Here is a 17,348-nt window from a genome sequence, read left to right as displayed (position 1 = left end):
TGTGCTTGTCGAGCGGATCTCGCCGGTGCCGCTCTCAAGGCCGTGGCGTTTCAGATCGTGGCGTTCAGGGGTCCTGCCGGCGCGGGAACTGCGCGGCGACTTCGGCGACTCACGTCAGCGCGAACTGAACCCGAGCCTGAAGCGCCAGACCGGCGGCGGTCCAGCCGGGTTCGTCGTCGAGATCGGCGTCGTGTGGACGGGCGTTCAGCGTTACCCGCTCCACATCGGAGGTGCGTGACCAACCGCCTCCGCCGTGCGGTGCGAGGTACGCAAGCGACGAGATCCTCCCCCGCCTCCTGAGGCGTGAGGACCGCAGGCGACGAGTAGCACTGTTTCGCAATGGGTTTCAGCTCAAATCTAAGGACTCAGTTGATCGAGGGTGAGTCGTAAGCCGAGACAGACGTGGCGCGAGTTCACCCTCGCCAACGATCCATGCACAGTCAACGTAAATCGACGCACGGTCGACGAAATATTCTGCACGGTCGACGCTTTCGGGATCTTGGACCTATGGAAACCCGTACCTTGACAACTCCACAGTGACACAGCAGTTGGCTCCGTCCCGGTCCTCTCCACCGGTGGGAACGGAGCCAGACCGTCCACCGCACCAGCGCTACTTCGGCATAGACGCGCTACGTAGAACCAGCGCAGATCGCTGTCAGGTAGCGCGTATGTTGTGGCGCCTCACCCGAGGCCAGGCCAGGAATGCTTCTTCCGGCTCCTACCTCCCTGAGGTGCGACCGAGAACCTCCTCTGCCTCCCTGAGGTGCGAGCGAAGCGAGCCACGAAGGGATGGTGACCTGCCGCGCCAGCATTTCGCGGCTCATCGCCATCGCCCCCTCACACCTGAGGACCCAGCCGCCACGGCAATCTCTGAAGGACGGCGAGCAGCGGGGGTGCGCCAAGCCGACCGCTAGCTGACGGCGAGCCACACCGCGAGTCCCAGACCGCAGACACCCACGACGATGCGCAGCGGTCCGGGTGGTAGTCGCTTCACGACCGGCGGACCACACCACCCGCCGGCAAGACATCCGACCGCCATGGCGAGGGCCGCCCACCAGTCGACGGGGCCCCAGATCATGAAGCCGACGGCGGCAACCGTGTTGGCGATGCCGAGGAACAGCGACTTCGACAACGCTGCCCGCCAGAGCGGCTCGCTGGTCACCACCAGCATCAGTGCCAGGATCATGATCCCGGCTCCGGCACCGAAGTAGCCGCCGTACACCGAGATGAGCATCAGTCCGACGATGAACACCCAGGGACGTTCGATATGAGAGGTCGCCCAGCGGCGCAGGACCGGTTGTACGAGTAGCGCGATCGCGGCGATGGCCACGAGGAACGGCACCACGGCCTCGAAGGCCTCGGCAGGCGTCGAGAGCAACAGCACCGCACCGACCGTGCCGCCGATCAGCGAGGCGATCGCCCCGATGATCAGCCGCCTGCGATCACCGTCGAGCAGCGATCGGCCCGACTGTGCCGTACTGCCCACTCCCACCGCGACTAAAGCGACCGTGTTGGTCACGTTGGCCGCGATGGGACTGAGCCCCACGGCGAGCAACGCCGGGTAGCTGACTATCGAGGCCAGCCCGGTGATGTAGCCGATCAGGCCGGCACCGAAACCGGCGACGACCAGTAGCGCGAGTTCAGTGAGCGAAATGGCGTGCCCCGGTGAGGTAGAGCGTCACGCCCGCCTCCTCGGCCGCCTCGACCACCTCGTTGTCACGGATCGAACCGCCGGGCTGCGCAACGGCTTTCACTCCGGCAGACAGCAGCACCTGCAATCCGTCCGGGAAGGGGAAAAACGCGTCCGACGCCCCGACACTGCCGGCCGCGCGGTCGCCGGCCCGCTGCACCGCGAGGTGAGCGGAATCGACGCGGTTGACCTGGCCCATACCGACGCCCACCGACGCACCGTCGGAGGCGAGCAGGATCGCATTCGACTTGACCGAGCGGCATGCGCGCCAGGCGAACTCGAGGTCGGCGAGGGTCTGGGGATCCGCGGGAGGACCGGCCACGAGATTCCAGTTGGCCGGGTTGTCACCGTCGGCGTCGAGCACGTCTCGCTGCTGCATGAGCAGACCACCCGACACCGGCTTGGTCTCGATGCCGGTGGCAGCGGGCGGGGCCGCCACCAGCACGCGGATGTTCTTCTTACGCGTCAGCACCGAGAGCGCGCCGTCGTCGAACCCGGGAGCCACGATGACCTCGGTGAAGATCTCGGCGACCTGTTCGGCCATCTCCACGGTGATCTCACGGTTGGCCGCGATCACACCGCCGTATGCGCTGACGGGATCACACGCGTGCGCCTTGCGATGCGCTTCGGCGATGTCGGCGCCGATGGCGATCCCACACGGGTTGGCGTGCTTGATGATCGCGACCGCCGGTGCGTCGAAGTCATATGCGGCACGCCACGCTGCGTCGGCATCGGTGTAGTTGTTGTAGCTCATCTCCTTGCCGTGGAGCTGCTCGGCGGTCGCGACGCCGCCGGCCCCGGCGGTGCCGACGTACAGTGCGGCCGCCTGGTGAGGGTTCTCGCCGTAGCGCAACACGGCCGAACGGGTCCAGGTCGCACCAGCCCATGCCGGGAACTGCGAGTCGTCCTCGGGGGCAACCACACTCGACATCCACGAGGCGACCGCCACGTCGTAGTCGGCGGTGTGCCGGAATGCCTTCGCGGCGAGCTTCTGCCGGTCGTTCAGGGTGAAACCGCCCGCCTCGACGGCCCCGGTCACCTGCGAGTAGTCGGCCGGGTCGACGACCACCGCCACCGACGGATGGTTCTTGGCCGCGCCGCGCACCATCGACGGACCGCCGATGTCGATCTGTTCGATGCACTCGTCGGGCGTCGCGCCCGAGGCGACGGTCGCGGTGAACGGGTACAGGTTCACGATCACGAGATCGAATGCGGCAACGCCCAGTTCTTCGAGCTGTGCGAGGTGATCGTCCTTACGGGTGTCGGCGAGGATCCCGGCGTGGACCTTGGGGTGCAGGGTCTTGACGCGACCGTCGAGGCACTCGGGAAAACCGGTCAGCGAGGACACCTCGACGACCGGGACACCCGCGGCGGCGATCGTCTTCGCGGTCGATCCCGTCGACACGATCTCCACACCGGCGGCCTGCAAGGCGGTCGCGAGTTCGGTGAGACCGCTCTTGTCGTAGACGCTGACCAGCGCGCGCCGGATGGGTCGGCGGGAGCTGTCAGGGCTGTGTGCGTTCACGGGATGCGGGCCTTTCGTCCATCGATGACTACTCCTCTGGTGACCAGTGCGGTCACCACCTCGGCGAGCAACACGCGCTCGACCGTCTTGATGCGTTCGTGCAGCGTGTCGGTGGTGTCGTCGTCCTCGACCGTCACGACCCGCTGCGCCAGGATCGGTCCGGTGTCGACTCCCTCGTCGACGAGGTGGACCGTCGCGCCGGTGACCTTGACGCCGTAGTCGAGGGCGTCGGCGACGCCGTGTGCGCCGGGGAAGGCCGGCAGCAGTGCGGGGTGGCTGTTCACGATGCGTCCACCGAAGCGGTCGAGAAACGCCGACCCCAGGATCTTCATGAAGCCCGCCGTGACCACCCACTCCGGTTCGAACGCGGCGACCTGCTCGGTCAGCGCGCGATCCCATGCGGAGCGGTCGGCGTGATCCCCGACCCGGCAGGTGACGAGCGGGATGTCGTTGGCCTGCGCCACCTCCTGGGCGCGGCAGGCACGATCGACGACGATGGCGGCGACGGTGAACGGCGAGTCGACGGCGCGGGCGACCAGAGACTCCAGCAGCGAACCGGTACCGGAAGCCATCACCACGATGGGGCTGTGTCCGGGCACGGTCGGGGATGTCACGGGGTCGAGCCTAGTGGCCGGACACCGACCGAGCCGCGCCGGGTGGCTGCCACGATCCGCCGGTCATCGTCGGCGTGAGGCGCCGTGTGAACCCGGATACAGGTCGTAGTCGGCGTCGTCGGCGAGATCGGTCTCGTCGAGGTCGTCGGCGTACACGCGGTTCGCCGCGGGACGGGGCCCTTCGCCCTCGGGTGATCGTCGAACGCCGGCATCGCTCGCACGGTCACCGTCGTCGAGGCCGTCGTGATCTGGGTGATCCTCGAGACGACCGCCGTCGGCGCGATCGCTGTCGTCCTCGTAGTCGACGTCGTCGTGGTCGGCGTCGTCGTGGTCGGCTTCCCCGTACTCGTCGTCGACGCGGTCCCCGTCCTCGTACCCGGCGTCCTCGTAGTCGACTTCCTCGTAGTCGCCGAATTCGTCGTCCTCGTCGAGGTCGGTGACGATCACGTACTCGTCTTCGTAACCGGGATCGAGCGGGTCGTCGAAGTAGTCTTGCCCGACGGCGGCACGCGCGGCCCGGGTGGACGGCAGGAAGGCGTACACGAGCACGAGCAGCAGGCCGACGACGGCTACCCAACCGAGGGTGAAGACGCCGGCGGCCGACACCGTGATCGTCATGTCGCCGAATTCGCCGAGTTCACCTCCCGCGGTGGCCGTCGCGATCGCGACGATCGATGCGGCGACCGCTGCGGCCACCCCCACCGAACGCACGTGCGCCATGGGGTCGAGGTCGCGGCATCGCCAGGCGACGAACGCCGCGACGCCGGCCGGGACCAACAGGCCGACGAGCCCCCACGAGCCGGCGCCGGACCCGTCAGGCAGGACGGCCAAGACGGGGACGGGCGGTACGGCACCGCCGCGGACGGTGAACAGGTCGACGGTCATGGCACCCAGCTGGACATCGGAGCCGACGAGCACCGCCGTGGCCGCGACCATCACGTTGGGCAGGTAGAGCAACGAGAGCACGCTGAGGCCGAGGAACCCGTCGAAGTCGTAACCGGTGTCGATCAGTTCGCCGATCTGACCGTGACGCAGCAGCATACGGACGCAGATCAGTATGGCCCCGGCCACGAAGAGCATCAGTGCCGCGACCAGGCCGTAGCGGAAACCGCGCCGGTCGGCGTGCGTCACCCCGAAGCGGGCCGCGAAGTCGCGGCGGCGGGTCCAGACGATGCCGGCGAACGCTCCTCCGCCGTGCACACCCAGCGTGTAGAGGAATGCGATCAGCGGGTTGGGGGTCTGGACCGGCAGAACCGAACCGCCGTCCATCACGATCGCCAGTGACATGGCGGTGATCAGCACCGGACCGATGACGGCCGAGAAGACGACGGCACCGACATCGAAGAGGTCGTGCCCCGGTCGTTCGAAGGAGTTGCCTCCGGCGACGACGGCCCGTGCGGTCAGCATCGCGGTCCCGGCAGCGACGACCAGCGTCGGCAGCAGCGGCAGCACGCCGATCGTCACGCCGCTGATGGTGACGGGCACCTGGTGGATCGCCAGCCAACTCGACGCGATCGCGCTCGGCAGACCCGTCAGACCGCTGCCCGCGAGCAACAGGACGGTCAGCATCACCACGATCAGCATCACCAGTGCGATCGCCGGCACGGTGAAGGCCACCACCGCCAGCTGGCGTGCGGATCCCTCGGCGGCAGTGCGCTGGGCACGACGGGATCGTCGCAGGTGACGAAGCTGCGACGCCAAGTTCTCCGCGCGGGTCTCGGGCCTGAGGGTGGGCATCGGTATGAGCGTGACACGGGTCCGGCCGAGCCTGTCGCAGACGCGCCGAGCGACGGGCGAAAGCGAGTGAGGTCACGCCCCGACACACGACGGTGCCCCGCCGACCGGAGTCGACGGGGCACCGTGGAAGAGCGTCAGCTACCGCTGCTCGTGGGCGGTTCGGGCTTCTGGAACACCGTGGTCGAGTGGTCACCGGTCGGGGTGTCGGGCGCCGACGGGGTCGACGACGCACCGGGGCCGGATGCCCCTGCGCCGTACTGGCCGGGCCGGTAGTCGCCGTATCCCGATTCACCGTGCCCGGAGGCCGACGCGGTGGACTGGCCGGTCGATGCCGAGGACTCGCCCGCGCCGCTGCCGTAGCCGGAGGACGAAGCGCCCGACGACTGTGCGTAGGCCGACGGGTCGTAGTTCGACGACGCCTGCTGACCGTACTGCGACTGCCCGGTGCCGGCGCCGGTGCCGTAACCGGTGGTCTGCGCGTCGCCGTAACCACCCGCCTGCTGGCTCCCGGTCGTATCGGCCTGGGCGGGGACCGAGCTGGCGGGATTGATCGCCGCGGCCGTGCCCACAGCAGGCGCGACCTTGATGATGCCCGCGTCGGTCAGCAACCACACCACTGCGAGAACCGCGGACAGGAGCGTGAAGATGAGCAACACGATCGCGCCGGCACCGTTGTCGTCGATGTTGAGGAACTGGAACAGCGTGATCAAGAAGGCCGGGATCGTCAGCGACGCCACGATCGGCGCGGCCGGGACCTTCACGCCCGGGATGATCGACAGCAGTGCCAGGACCCCGGCGACGCTCATCAGCGCGTACGGCGCGTTGTACTGGGTCTGGAAGAGTTTGAGTGCGAAGTCATAGCTCTCGGCAGCCGACAGGAAGCCGCCGAACAGCACGATGAGGCCGAAGGCCCCGATCGCCGCGGCGAGAAGCGTCGGCGTGATCGCCGGCAGTCCCTGGCCGGGGGTCTTGGCCGGTTGCTGCGGGTAGCCGTACTGGCCGTAACCCTGCTGCCCCTGGGCCGGCTGACCGTAACCGGACTGTCCGTACCCGGGCTGACCGGCGGCCTGCTGACCGGCAGCCTGCTGACCACTGTCCTGCTGTCCGTAGCCCTGCGGCGCGGAGCCGGGCTGGCCGTAGCCCTGTGCCGGGTTCTGGCCGTAGCCCTGCTGTCCCTGACCGTAGGTCTGGCCGCTCTGTCCGTACTGCTGGCCGTAGCCCTGCTGTCCGTACTGCCCCTGCTGGCCGTACTGCCCGTACTGCTCGGTGCCGGAGGAAGGCGTGACGTGCGGTCCGGTGTTGTGGGCGCCGGCCTGCGGGTAACCCGACGGGTTGCCGTACTGGCCGTAGGACTGGCCGGACTCGGGCTGCTGCCCGTAGCCCCCGGGTGGATAGGTCATGGCGATCTCCTGGTCGGGTCGGGTCGGTCAGGATCAGCGGGTCGCGGTCGAGGTGACGGCGTCTGCCGTCGCCCCCACGAGCGCAGAACTCCCGGCCCACGCTAGTACACATGGCCGGCGCCTCGGCCCGAGAGTTGCACAACTGCCGCAGGCGCACGCGGCGATCGCGCCGATCCCCGTGTCTGGAGTCCCCCACCGTACCGGCATCCGGCGACCGGACGACCGGCGTATCACCAGGCGTGCGAACGGCCCTGTTCGGCGTACCAGTCGATGAGCCCGTAGTCGTCGACGGCTCTCGGATCGATGTTGACCTCGGTGCGACCCGCCAGGATCGACGTGACCGGAACCTCGAGTTTCTTTCCCGTGCGAGTGTGCGGGATTCCCGGCGCCTCGATGACCTCGTCGGGCACATGCCGTTTCGACAGCCGGTCGCGCACGGCACCGGCCACGCGGGCGACCAGTTCGTCGTCGAGCACCGCCCCGGGAACAAGGGTCACGAACAACGGCATCCAGTACGCACCGGCGGGCCCGTCCACGCCGAGCACGAAGGCTTCGGCGATCTCGTCGAGGGATTCCACGACCTCGTAGATGTCGGCCGATCCCATCCGAATCCCGTGGCGGTTCAGGGTCGCATCACTGCGGCCGTGGATGACGAGCGACCCGCGTTCGGTGACGGTCACCCAGTCACCGTGACGCCACACCGGCGCGTCGACTCTCGTCGATGTCCCGCCCCCGTCCCATTCGTGGGCGAAATACGCTGCCCGGTAACGGGCCCCGTCGGGATCGTCCCAGAACCCGACCGGCATTGACGGCATCGGTGCGGTGACGACGAGCTCACCCACCTCACCCACCAACGGCGTGGTGTCGGGAGCCCAACTCTCCAGCGCGACACCGAGATAGCGCACGGACAGCTCGCCGGGCACCACCGGTACGCCGATCGACCCGCCGGCGAAGGCCGAGACGATGTCGGTACCCCCGCTGATCGACGAGATCGGCACGCCGGCCTTGACATGGTCGTCCACCCAGGTGAAGAGATCCGCGGCGAGCGAGGATCCGGTACTTCCCACCGCACGCAACGGTCTCAGGTCATGGGTGCGGCCCGGTTCGAGCCCCGCCTTGCGAGACGCCTGCAGCTGTCCGGGACTGGTGCCGAAGTAGGTGACCTTCTCATCGTCGACGATCTGCCAGAGCCGATCGGCGTCCGGATACAGCGGCGACCCGCTGTAGCAGATGATCGTTGCGCCGCAGAGCAATCCGGCGACCTGGTAGTTCCACATCATCCAGCTCAGCGCGGTCTGCCAGAAGAACACGTCGTCGTCGGACAGATCACCGTGCAGCGCACCGGCCTTGAGATGCTCGACGAGCACACCGCCGTGACCGTGGACGATGCCTTTGGGACGCCCGGTGGTCCCGGAGCTGAACAGGACCCACAGCGGGTGGTCGAAGGCCACGGGCACCGGCCGGAACCCGCTCGCATCACCCTCGAGCGCGTCGTCGTACGACATCGTCGACGATGCGGTGTCCGCGGCGCCGACGGTGATGTGCGCTGCGAGCCCCGGCAGCAGGGCGGCGAGTTCGCTGCTGTCGGCACGCTTGTCGACGTACTTGCCGTTGTAGCGGTATCCGGCCCCGGTGAACAGCACCTTGGGCGAGAGCTGACCGAGCCGACCGGCCGCGCCCTGCGGCGCGTAGTCCTGACCGCAACCCGACCAGATGGCACCCAGCGACGCCGTGGCGAGGAAGGCGACGACGGCTTCGGGGATGTCGGGCAGATATGCCGCGACCACGTCTCCGGAGCCCACGCCGTGCGCGCGCAGGGTCGAGGCCAGGCCGGCGACCTGCGCCGGCAGCTCCGACCAGCCGATCTCGGATCGATCTCCCGACTCGTCGATCCCGATGATCGCGGCGCCCGGCAGGGACGCGTGACGCAGAACCTGGTCGACGTAGTTCAGCTGTACGTCCGGAAACCACCGCGCGCCGGGCATCCGGGCATCGGCGAGTACGGCGTCGTCACCGTCTCCGAGGGGGGCCACCGACAGCGCGTCGAGGTCGAAGAACTCCCAGACGGCACGCCAGAACTGTGCGGGCCGGCGGACCGACCATTCCCACAGATCGTGGTAATCGGTTGCTGCGGAGGCGAGTTCAGCTTCATCGAACCGTTCGGCGACGAACCGCGTGAACCGCTCGATCTGCGCTCGGCTCATCGCAACCGCTCGAGGATCGACAGGGCCTCGTCGCGCATCGCGACCTTGCGGACCTTGCCGGTGACCGTCATCGGGAACTCGTCGACGACGTGGACATAGCGCGGAATCTTGTGGCGGGCGATCTTGCCGTCGGCGAACGCACGCAGGTCCTCCGCGGTGAACTCCGTCGCGGGGTCGCGCAAGCGTACCCACGCCATCAGTTCCTCGCCGTACTTCTCGTCGGGGACGCCGATGACCTGGGCATCGAGGATGTCCGGATGGGTGTAGAGGAATTCCTCGATCTCACGCGGGTAGATGTTCTCGCCACCGCGGATCACCATGTCCTTGATCCGGCCGGTGATCCGCACGTACCCGGTGTCGTCCATCTCGGCGAGGTCGCCGGTGTGCATCCAGCCGTCGGAATCGATGGCCTCGGCGGTCTTTTCGGGCTGATTCCAGTAACCGGTCATGACCGAGTAACCGCGCGTGCACAACTCGCCGGTCTCGCCGCGGCCCAGGGTCTCACCGGTGGCGGGGTCGACCACCTTGATCTCGAGGTGCGGTCCGACGCGGCCCACCGTCGTCACCCGCAGTTCGAGGGGATCGTCGACGCGGGTCTGGGTCGACACCGGTGACGTCTCGGTCATGCCGTAACAGATGGAGACCTCCCCCATGTGCATGCGCTCGACGACCTGCCGCATCACGTGCTCGGGGCACGGCGACCCCGCCATTATGCCGGTCCGCAGCGACGACAGGTCGACGTCGAGACCGTCGTCGAGCAGGGCGAGCTCGGCGATGAACATCGTCGGCACCCCGTACAGGCTGGTGCAGCGGTGGTCGGCCACCGCGGCGAGGGTCGCCCGTGGATCGAAGGCAGGTGCGGGGATGACCATGGCCGCACCATGACTCGTCGCCGCGAGGTTTCCCATCACCATGCCGAAGCAGTGATAGAAGGGCACCGGCAGACAGATGCGGTCGTCGGCGGTGTAGTCGAGGAGTTCGCCGACCAGGTAACCGTTGTTGCCGATGTTGCGGTGCGACAGCGTCGCACCCTTCGGGAAACCGGTTGTGCCGGAGGTGTATTGGATGTTGATCGGGTCGTCGGCGGACAACGACGCGGCGATCTCGGCCACCCGGGCCGCCTCGTCCGGCGTGGGTTCCGCGCTCAGCACCGCCCACTCCGGCGATTCGAACAGCACGACCTCCCGCAGATCCGGGCACCGGGGTCGCGCCTGCTCGAGCATCGAGGCGTACTCGGAGTCCTTGAACCGTTCCGCGGTCAGCACGACGCTCGTACCCGACTGCGCGAGTGCGTACTCGATCTCGTTCTGACGGTAGGCAGGGTTCAGATTGACCAGGACGGCGCCGATCTCGGCGGCCGCATACTGGGTCAGCACCCACTCGAACCGGTTGGGCGACCAGATACCGACACGATCACCGACCGCGACCCCGAGGCGCACGAGGCCCGCGGCCACCGCGCGAACGTCACGGTGGAACTCGTCGTAGGTCCACTCGCGGCCCGCCGCGGCGTCGATCAGCGCCGTGCGGTCGCCGTGTTCGGCGACGGTGCGCGCGAGGGTCGCGCCGATCGTCTCGGTCAGCAGGGCCGGGGTCTCGTCTCCTCGGGTGTGTGCGCGCTTGAGGTGAGCGTCGGTGCTCATGTCGTGCTCCGGTCTGTCGGGGCGAAGTGCCCAGATGAATTGTCGGGGAATGTCAGTCGAGTTCGGATGTCGGGTCGGTTCGCCCGACGCCCACGCGGGACAGCACCACCTCGGCCTGCCGCAGGACGGGTCCGTCGATCATCTGTCCGTCGAGACTGAACACGCCGCCGGCGTGTTCGGTGGCGCCGTCGAGGACCTTGCGGGCCCACTCGACCGCCTCGTCCGACGGTCGGTAGCCGTTCCGGATGTGATCGACCTGCGAGGGGTGGATACATGCGGTCGCGGTGTAGCCCAGCGCCACCGCGTCCCGGACCTCGGCGACGAGGCCGTCGACGTCGTCGATGTCGAGGTGCACCGAGTCGACGGCGAACTTGCCGTACGCCGCGGCGGCGATCCGGACCATCGATCGCACCCAGCTCGCGACGTCGCGGTACTGGCCGGGACGGGACTCCTCCGGGCCGAACCGGCTCGAGGTGCCGCCCAGTCCGGCGACGAGGTCCTCGGCGCCCCACATGAGTCCGATGCAGTTGGACGTCGCGGCGATGTCGCGGGCGCGCGTCGCACCGAGTGGCGTCTCGATCAGCGCGATCGTCTGGAACGCGGTGTCGAGGATCGACGACACGTCCTCGGCCTTGGCCTGCATGACGACCCGATAGTTCGTCTCGGCGACCGCGGCGAGGTCACGGCGGTAGTCACCGGTACCCGCCGGGTTGATCCGCACGATGGTCCGGTCCGGGTCCACGGGATGGTTGACGAGGGCCTCGCGTGCCTGCGCACGGTTGGCCGGGGAGACCGCGTCCTCGAGGTCGATGATGACCACGTCGGCCCGGTCGAGCGCCTTCTGGTAGCGCTCCGGACGGTCGGCCGGGCAGAACAGCAGTGCGGGCCCGGGGGGCAGCCATGCGTTCGTCGGTTGCGGTCCCGCCGACTGCCGGCCGGCATTGACCGGGCCCGGCGCCGGGTCCTCGAAGAACATCGTCGTCACTCCGTCCGTTGCTTGCGCACCAGCGTCGCGCGTGCGGCCCGCGCGACCACCTCGCCGTGCTGGTTGCGTCCGATGTGGGTCAAGTTGACCACGCCCTCCCCCGGGCGGGACCGCGATTCGCGTTTACCCGTGCACTCGGTCTCGGCGTAGAGGGTGTCCCCGGCGAAGAGCGGGGCGGGGAACGCGACCTCGCTGAACCCGAGGTTCGCGACGAGGGTGCCCTGCGTCAGCTGCGACACCGACAACCCGACGATGGTGGACAGGGTGAACATCGAATTGATCAGTCGCTGACCGCCGAACCCCGGCTGCTCGGCCGACCACGCGGCGTCGAGGTGCAGTGCCTGGGTGTTCATCGTCAGCGTCGTGAACAAGACATTGTCGGCTTCGGTGACGGTGCGGCCGGGGCGGTGCTCGTAGATCGTGCCCTCGGTGAACTCCTCGAACCACAGCCCGCGCTGGGTGATCCGGGGTTGCTCCGCCGCCCGCCGGGTGTCGTCGTCGGTCATGCGAACCCCAGCTCGCGCGCGATGAGCATCAGCTGGACCTCGGTGGTGCCCTCGCCGATCTCGAGGATCTTGGAGTCCCGGTAGTGCCGGGCGACGGGATAGTCGTTCATGAACCCGTAGCCGCCGTGGATCTGGGTTGCCATGCGCGCGTTGTCCATCGCGGCCTCGCTCGCGATCATCTTGGCGATCGACGCCTCTTTCTTGAAGGGCTTGCCCGCGAGCATTTTCGCGGCGGCGTCGTAGTAGGCGGTGCGGGCGACATGGGCGCGGGCCTCCATGCGGGCGATCGCGAAGGACACCGACTGGTACTGGCCGATCGGTTTGCCGAAGGACTGGCGTTCCTTGGCGTACTTCACGCTCTCGTCGACACACCCCTGGGCCACGCCGGTCGCCAGGGCGGCGATCGCGATGCGACCCTCGTCGAGGATGGACAGGAAGTTGGCGTACCCGCGCCCACGCACGCCGAGGAGGTTCTCCTTCGGCACGCGGACGTCGGCGAAGGTGAGCGGATGGGTGTCGGAGGCATTCCATCCGACCTTGTTGTAGGCCGGTTCCACCGTGAAACCCGGTGTGCCCGAGGGCACGATGATGGTGCTGATCTCCTTCTTGCCGTTCTCCTGCACACCGGTGACGGCGGTGACGGTGACCAGCGACGTGATGTCGGTACCGGAGTTGGTGATGAACTGCTTGCCGCCGTTGATGATCCAGGAATCACCGTCGTCGCGGGCGGTGGTCGCGGTGGCCCCCGCATCGCTGCCTGCGCCGGGTTCGGTCAGTCCGAAGCCGGCGAGTGCCGTACCCGCGGTGAGTTCGGGAAGGTATTGCTGTTTCTGCTCCTCGGTGCCGAAGCGGTAGATCGGCATCGCGCCCAGGCTCACGCCGGCCTCGAGGGTGATGGCAACCGACTGGTCGACCTTGCCGAGTTCCTCCAGGGCCAGCGACAAGGCGAAGTAGTCGCCTCCCATACCGCCGTACTCCTCGTCGAAGGGCAGGCCGAAGAGACCCATCTTGCCCATCTGGGCGATCACCTCGTACGGGAAGGTGTGTTCGGCATCGTGTTTCGCGGCCACCGGCGCCACGACGGTCTGCGCGAAGTCGCGGACCGTGTCGATGAGGTCGGTGTACTCCTGGGTGAGTTCCATCAGGATCCTTCTGGTCAGTCGGTCGTTGAGCTGGTGGTGTCGTCAGGATCGTGCGGGCGCATTCCCCACCCGGACATCGTCCTCGGGTTCCGCGGCCGGCTGCCCGCTGCCGGGATCGGTGGGCGTGTCGGCGGTGACGACGGCGAGGGTCTGCCCCGCGTCGACCTTGTCCCCGACCGCGACGGAGATGTCGACGGTGCCGTCGACCGGCGCGGTGAGCGAGTGTTCCATCTTCATGGCCTCGACGACGACGATCGGCTGACCGGCCGAGACCCGGTCGCCGGTGGCCGACGACACCGCGACCACCGTGCCGGGCATCGGACTGGTGATCTCGCCGGCGTGATCGCCGGCCGCCTCGTCGAGCAGCGGTCGCGCGAGGTCGATGACCGACGTGCCCGAGGGCCCGGCGACCCACCAGCTCTCGCCGACGCGGGTGCTCGACCACGACTGGCTCACCCCGTCGACGATGAGCCGGTCGGAGTCGCGGGCTCCGCCGGGCGGCGTGGGCAGGTAGACCACGTGTGCGCTCCAGGTCGGCGACCCGCCGTCATCGGCGTCCTCGTGGGTGACGGTCGCGGTGCCCGAGATCGACTGTGCGTCGGCGTGATCGACATGGATGGCGACCGTCCAGTGCCGCCCGTCGCCGACCAGCCGCGTGACCACCGGCGCGGCGGGGCCCACGCGCCATCCGACGGCCGACGACCAGACGTCACCGGGGTCACGCGTGCCGATACGCGCGAGTCCGACGAGCGCCAGCGCCTCCGGCGCCGGTTCGGGGTCGACGTACTCGGCGACCAGACGATCCAGGAGCTCGGTGTCGAGTCGGGCCTCGATCACCTCCGGCCGACGGAGAACGAACCGACAGAAGTCGATGTTGGTGACGACGCCGAGGACCCGGGTGTGGGCGAGCGCCTGGTCGAGCCGTTCGAGCGCCTCCTCACGGTCGGTGCCGTATGCGATCACCTTGGCGAGCATGGGGTCGTAGTCGCTACCGACGCGGAGACCGTCGATCATCGCCGAATCGACGCGCACACCGCTGCCCGGAGCGGTGTCCGGATGCACGAGGTGCTCGATGGTTCCGCCGGTCGGCAGGAACCCGCGGGCCGGGTCCTCGGCGTAGACGCGTGCCTCGACAGCGTGTCCGGTGAGGGTGATCGAGTCCTGCTCGAGGCCCAGGACCTCTCCCCGCGCGACGCGGATCTGCTGCTCCACCAGGTCCACGCCGGTGACCAGCTCGGTCACCGGATGTTCGACCTGGAGCCGGGTGTTCATCTCCATGAAGAAGAACTCGTCGGGCCGGTGCGCGGACACGATGAACTCGACGGTTCCCGCACCCGTGTAGCCGACGCTCCGAGCTGCATCGCAGGCCGCCTCGCCGATGCGGGCACGTGTGTCGGCGTCGAGCAGCGCCGAGGGCGCCTCCTCGATGACCTTCTGGTGGCGCCGCTGCAGCGAGCACTCACGTTCGCCGAGGTGGACGGTGTTGCCGTGCTGATCGGCGAGCACCTGCACCTCGATGTGCCGCGGCGTGTCGACGAAGTGCTCCAGGAACAGGGCATCGTCGCCGAACGCTGCGGCGGCCTCGCGCCGCGCACGCTGCAGGGCGGCGGGCAGGCCCGCCGGGTCCTCGACACGGTGCATGCCCTTGCCGCCGCCGCCCGCGCTCGGCTTGATGAGCACCGGGAATCCGATGTCGGGGGCCGCGGCGATCAGGTCGTCGTCCGACAGCCCCGGGCGGGACAACCCGGGGACCACCGGGACTCCGCGAGCGGTGACCGCCGCCCGGGCGGTGATCTTGTCGCCCATCGTCGCGATGGCCTCGGCCGGTGGACCGATGAAGATGATGCCCGCGTCGTCGAGTGCGGCCGCGAATCCCTGGTTCTCGGAGAGGAATCCGTAACCCGGGTGGACGGCGTCGGCGCCGGTCCGACGGGCCGCGTCGACCACGGCATCGATGTCGAGGTAGCTCTGCGTCGCGGCGGCGGGTCCGATGCGTACCGCGACGTCGGCTTCGCGAACGTGGCGGGCGTTCGCATCGGCATCGGAGTACACCGCGATGCTACGGATGCCCATGCGTCGCAGTGTGTCGATGACGCGACAGGCGATCTCGCCACGATTGGCCACCAGGACGCTGCGAATGGCTCTGGTACTCACGGTCGGGGTCCTCCGGGTCGGCGGTAGGGGTGGTCGGGGTTCACCGGATCGGGTTCACCGGATCGGGGCTCCACATGGTCGGGGTTCACATCCGGAAGACGCCGTAGCGCGGCTCGGCGAGCGGCGCATACCGGGCGGTCTCGAGCGCGAGTCCGAGCAGGGTCCGGGTCTGGGCTGGATCGACGATGCCGTCGTCCCAGAGGCGAGCCGTCGAATAGTAGGCGTCGGACTGACGCTCGAACTGTTCGCGGATCGGCGCCTTGAACGCCTCCTCGTCGTCGGCCGCCCACTCCTGCCCGGATCGCTCGATCTGGTTGCGCCGCACCGTGCCCAGCGTGTCCGCGGCCTGCGGTCCACCCATGACGGAGATGCGGGCGTTGGGCCACATCCACAGGAACCGGGGCGAGTACGCCCGTCCGCACATCGAGTAGTTGCCTGCGCCGAAGGAGCCGCCGACCATGACGGTGAACTTGGGAACGCGGGCACAGGCCACCGCGTTCACCATCTTCGCGCCGTGCTTGGCGATCCCGCCCTGCTCGTAGGCCTTGCCCACCATGAAGCCGGTGATGTTCTGCAGGAACAGCAACGGGATTCGGCGCTGGTCGCACAATTCGATGAAATGCGCACCCTTGAGGGCCGACTCACCGAAGAGCACACCGTTGTTGGCGACGATTCCCACCGGATGGCCGTGGAGGTGAGCGAACGCGGTCACCAGCGAAGTTCCGTAGTTCTCCTTGAACTCGCTGAACTCGCCGCCGTCGCAGATGATCTCGATGACCGAACGGACGTCGTACGGCGTGCGGGGATCGGTGGGCACGACGTCGTAGATGTCGGTCTGCGGCCGCAGCGGCTCACGCACCGGGACGGTCTCCCACTGCGGCGCCGCGCGCGGGCCGAGTGTCGCGACGATGTCGCGGACCTTCTCCAGGGCCTGCTGATCGTTCTCCACGAGATGGTCGGTCACGCCGGACACCGAGGAGTGCATCGCACCGCCGCCGAGGTCCTCGGCCGAGACGTCCTCTCCCGTCGCCGCCTTCACCAGGGGCGGTCCGGCAAGGAAGATGGTGCCCTGGTTGCGCACGATCACGGTCTCGTCGCTCATCGCCGGCACATACGCCCCACCGGCGGTGGACGAACCCAGGACGGCGGAGATCTGGGGTATGCCCGCGGCACTCATCGTCGCCTGGTTGTAGAAGATCCGACCGAAATGGTCACGGTCGGGGAAGACCTCGTCCTGCTGCAGCAGCATGGCGCCGCCGGAGTCGACGAGATAGATGCACGGCAGGCGATTGGCCGCGGCGATCTCCTGCGCCCGGAGATGCTTCTTGACCGTGACCGGGTAGTAGGTGCCGCCCGAGACCGTCGCGTCGTTGGCGACGATCATGCATTCGCGGCCGGCGACGCGTCCCACCCCCGCGATGACACCCGCGGCGGGCGCTTTGCCGTCGTACATCTCATAGGCCGCCAGCGGGGCGACTTCGAGGAACGGGGACCCGACGTCGAGCAGTCCGTCGACCCGGTCTCGCGGGAGCAGCTTCCCGCGGGAGACATGACGTTCCCGCGCCTTGGCGCCGCCACCGGCGGACACCTCGCGGAGCCGCTCACCGAGGAGGTCGATGTTGCGCTGGTGGGCGGCCCGGAAGCCTTCGAGCGTGCTGGTCACCGTCGACCCTTCAGTTAGTTGGGATTAACTGAAACGAGATACTACGCGACGCAGTGGCCTGTGTCACGCAATCGGTGCCACCGGGACT

13 protein-coding genes are annotated in these 17,348 nt (G+C 68.4%); 1 reads left to right on the top strand and 12 read right to left on the bottom strand.

The features are described 5' to 3' along the window. The first annotated feature begins 25 nt into the window (after positions 1-25). Positions 26-238 (top strand): hypothetical protein, encoded by a 213-nt coding sequence (locus MAY35_RS10485; protein WP_238421240.1) that lies wholly within the window; start codon positions 26-28, stop codon positions 236-238. Positions 239-910: 672 nt separating this feature from the next. Here MAY35_RS10485 and MAY35_RS10480 read toward each other — a convergent pair. From MAY35_RS10480 to MAY35_RS10425, 12 genes are all read right to left on the bottom strand, one after another. Continuing rightward, positions 911-1,654, bottom strand: coding sequence for a sulfite exporter TauE/SafE family protein (locus MAY35_RS10480; protein ID WP_238421301.1), 744 nt, complete (start codon positions 1,652-1,654; stop codon positions 911-913). Further along, complete coding sequence (purH, locus tag MAY35_RS10475; RefSeq protein ID WP_238421239.1) at positions 1,641-3,215, bottom strand: bifunctional phosphoribosylaminoimidazolecarboxamide formyltransferase/IMP cyclohydrolase; 1,575 nt, start codon at positions 3,213-3,215, stop codon at positions 1,641-1,643. Before purH ends, MAY35_RS10480 begins: the two co-directional genes overlap by 14 nt. Continuing rightward, the gene (purN, locus tag MAY35_RS10470; protein WP_238421238.1) at positions 3,212-3,829 is read right to left on the bottom strand and encodes a phosphoribosylglycinamide formyltransferase; all 618 of its coding nucleotides are present in this window, start codon (positions 3,827-3,829) and stop codon (positions 3,212-3,214) included. The genes purH and purN overlap by 4 nt, the downstream gene beginning before the upstream one ends. Before the next feature lie 63 nt (positions 3,830-3,892). Further along, on the bottom strand, positions 3,893-5,566 hold the full coding sequence (locus tag MAY35_RS10465; RefSeq protein WP_238421237.1) for a DUF6350 family protein: 1,674 nt from the start codon (positions 5,564-5,566) through the stop codon (positions 3,893-3,895). A 134-nt stretch (positions 5,567-5,700) separates the two neighbouring features. Then, positions 5,701-6,966: a DUF5336 domain-containing protein gene (locus MAY35_RS10460; RefSeq protein WP_238421236.1), complete on the bottom strand. Its 1,266-nt coding sequence runs from the start codon at positions 6,964-6,966 to the stop codon at positions 5,701-5,703. A gap of 230 nt (positions 6,967-7,196) precedes the next feature. Continuing rightward, complete coding sequence (locus tag MAY35_RS10455; RefSeq protein ID WP_238421235.1) at positions 7,197-9,170, bottom strand: acetoacetate--CoA ligase; 1,974 nt, start codon at positions 9,168-9,170, stop codon at positions 7,197-7,199. Then, on the bottom strand, positions 9,167-10,810 hold the full coding sequence (locus MAY35_RS10450; protein ID WP_238421234.1) for an AMP-binding protein: 1,644 nt from the start codon (positions 10,808-10,810) through the stop codon (positions 9,167-9,169). The genes MAY35_RS10455 and MAY35_RS10450 overlap by 4 nt, the downstream gene beginning before the upstream one ends. Before the next feature lie 52 nt (positions 10,811-10,862). Further along, positions 10,863-11,786, bottom strand: coding sequence for a CoA ester lyase (locus tag MAY35_RS10445; protein ID WP_238421233.1), 924 nt, complete (start codon positions 11,784-11,786; stop codon positions 10,863-10,865). A 5-nt stretch (positions 11,787-11,791) separates the two neighbouring features. Beyond that, on the bottom strand, positions 11,792-12,301 hold the full coding sequence (locus MAY35_RS10440; protein ID WP_238421232.1) for a MaoC family dehydratase: 510 nt from the start codon (positions 12,299-12,301) through the stop codon (positions 11,792-11,794). Then, positions 12,298-13,443, bottom strand: coding sequence for an acyl-CoA dehydrogenase family protein (locus MAY35_RS10435; RefSeq protein ID WP_238421231.1), 1,146 nt, complete (start codon positions 13,441-13,443; stop codon positions 12,298-12,300). The genes MAY35_RS10440 and MAY35_RS10435 overlap by 4 nt, the downstream gene beginning before the upstream one ends. A gap of 42 nt (positions 13,444-13,485) precedes the next feature. Next, positions 13,486-15,597: a biotin carboxylase N-terminal domain-containing protein gene (locus MAY35_RS10430; protein WP_238421230.1), complete on the bottom strand. Its 2,112-nt coding sequence runs from the start codon at positions 15,595-15,597 to the stop codon at positions 13,486-13,488. 85 nt (positions 15,598-15,682) lie between these two features. Then, positions 15,683-17,260, bottom strand: coding sequence for a carboxyl transferase domain-containing protein (locus MAY35_RS10425; protein ID WP_238421229.1), 1,578 nt, complete (start codon positions 17,258-17,260; stop codon positions 15,683-15,685). Positions 17,261-17,348 lie beyond the last annotated feature (88 nt).

This window comes from Gordonia sp. 'Campus' (genome assembly GCF_022206305.1).
GTDB lineage: Bacteria > Actinomycetota > Actinomycetes > Mycobacteriales > Mycobacteriaceae > Gordonia.
This window is presented reverse-complemented; position numbering and strand designations above follow the sequence as displayed.

Bases quoted from the DNA above. Each gene is read 5' to 3' on its own strand.
- MAY35_RS10455 (WP_238421235.1), bottom strand. From the start codon at position 9,170: ATGAGCCGAGCGCAGATCGAGCGGTTCACGCGGTTCGTCGCCGAACGG.
- MAY35_RS10460 (WP_238421236.1), bottom strand. From the start codon at position 6,966: ATGACCTATCCACCCGGGGGCTACGGGCAGCAGCCCGAGTCCGGCCAG.
- MAY35_RS10445 (WP_238421233.1), bottom strand. From the start codon at position 11,786: ATGTTCTTCGAGGACCCGGCGCCGGGCCCGGTCAATGCCGGCCGGCAG.
- MAY35_RS10450 (WP_238421234.1), bottom strand. From the start codon at position 10,810: ATGAGCACCGACGCTCACCTCAAGCGCGCACACACCCGAGGAGACGAG.
- MAY35_RS10465 (WP_238421237.1), bottom strand. From the start codon at position 5,566: ATGCCCACCCTCAGGCCCGAGACCCGCGCGGAGAACTTGGCGTCGCAG.
- MAY35_RS10435 (WP_238421231.1), bottom strand. From the start codon at position 13,443: ATGGAACTCACCCAGGAGTACACCGACCTCATCGACACGGTCCGCGAC.
- MAY35_RS10440 (WP_238421232.1), bottom strand. From the start codon at position 12,301: ATGACCGACGACGACACCCGGCGGGCGGCGGAGCAACCCCGGATCACC.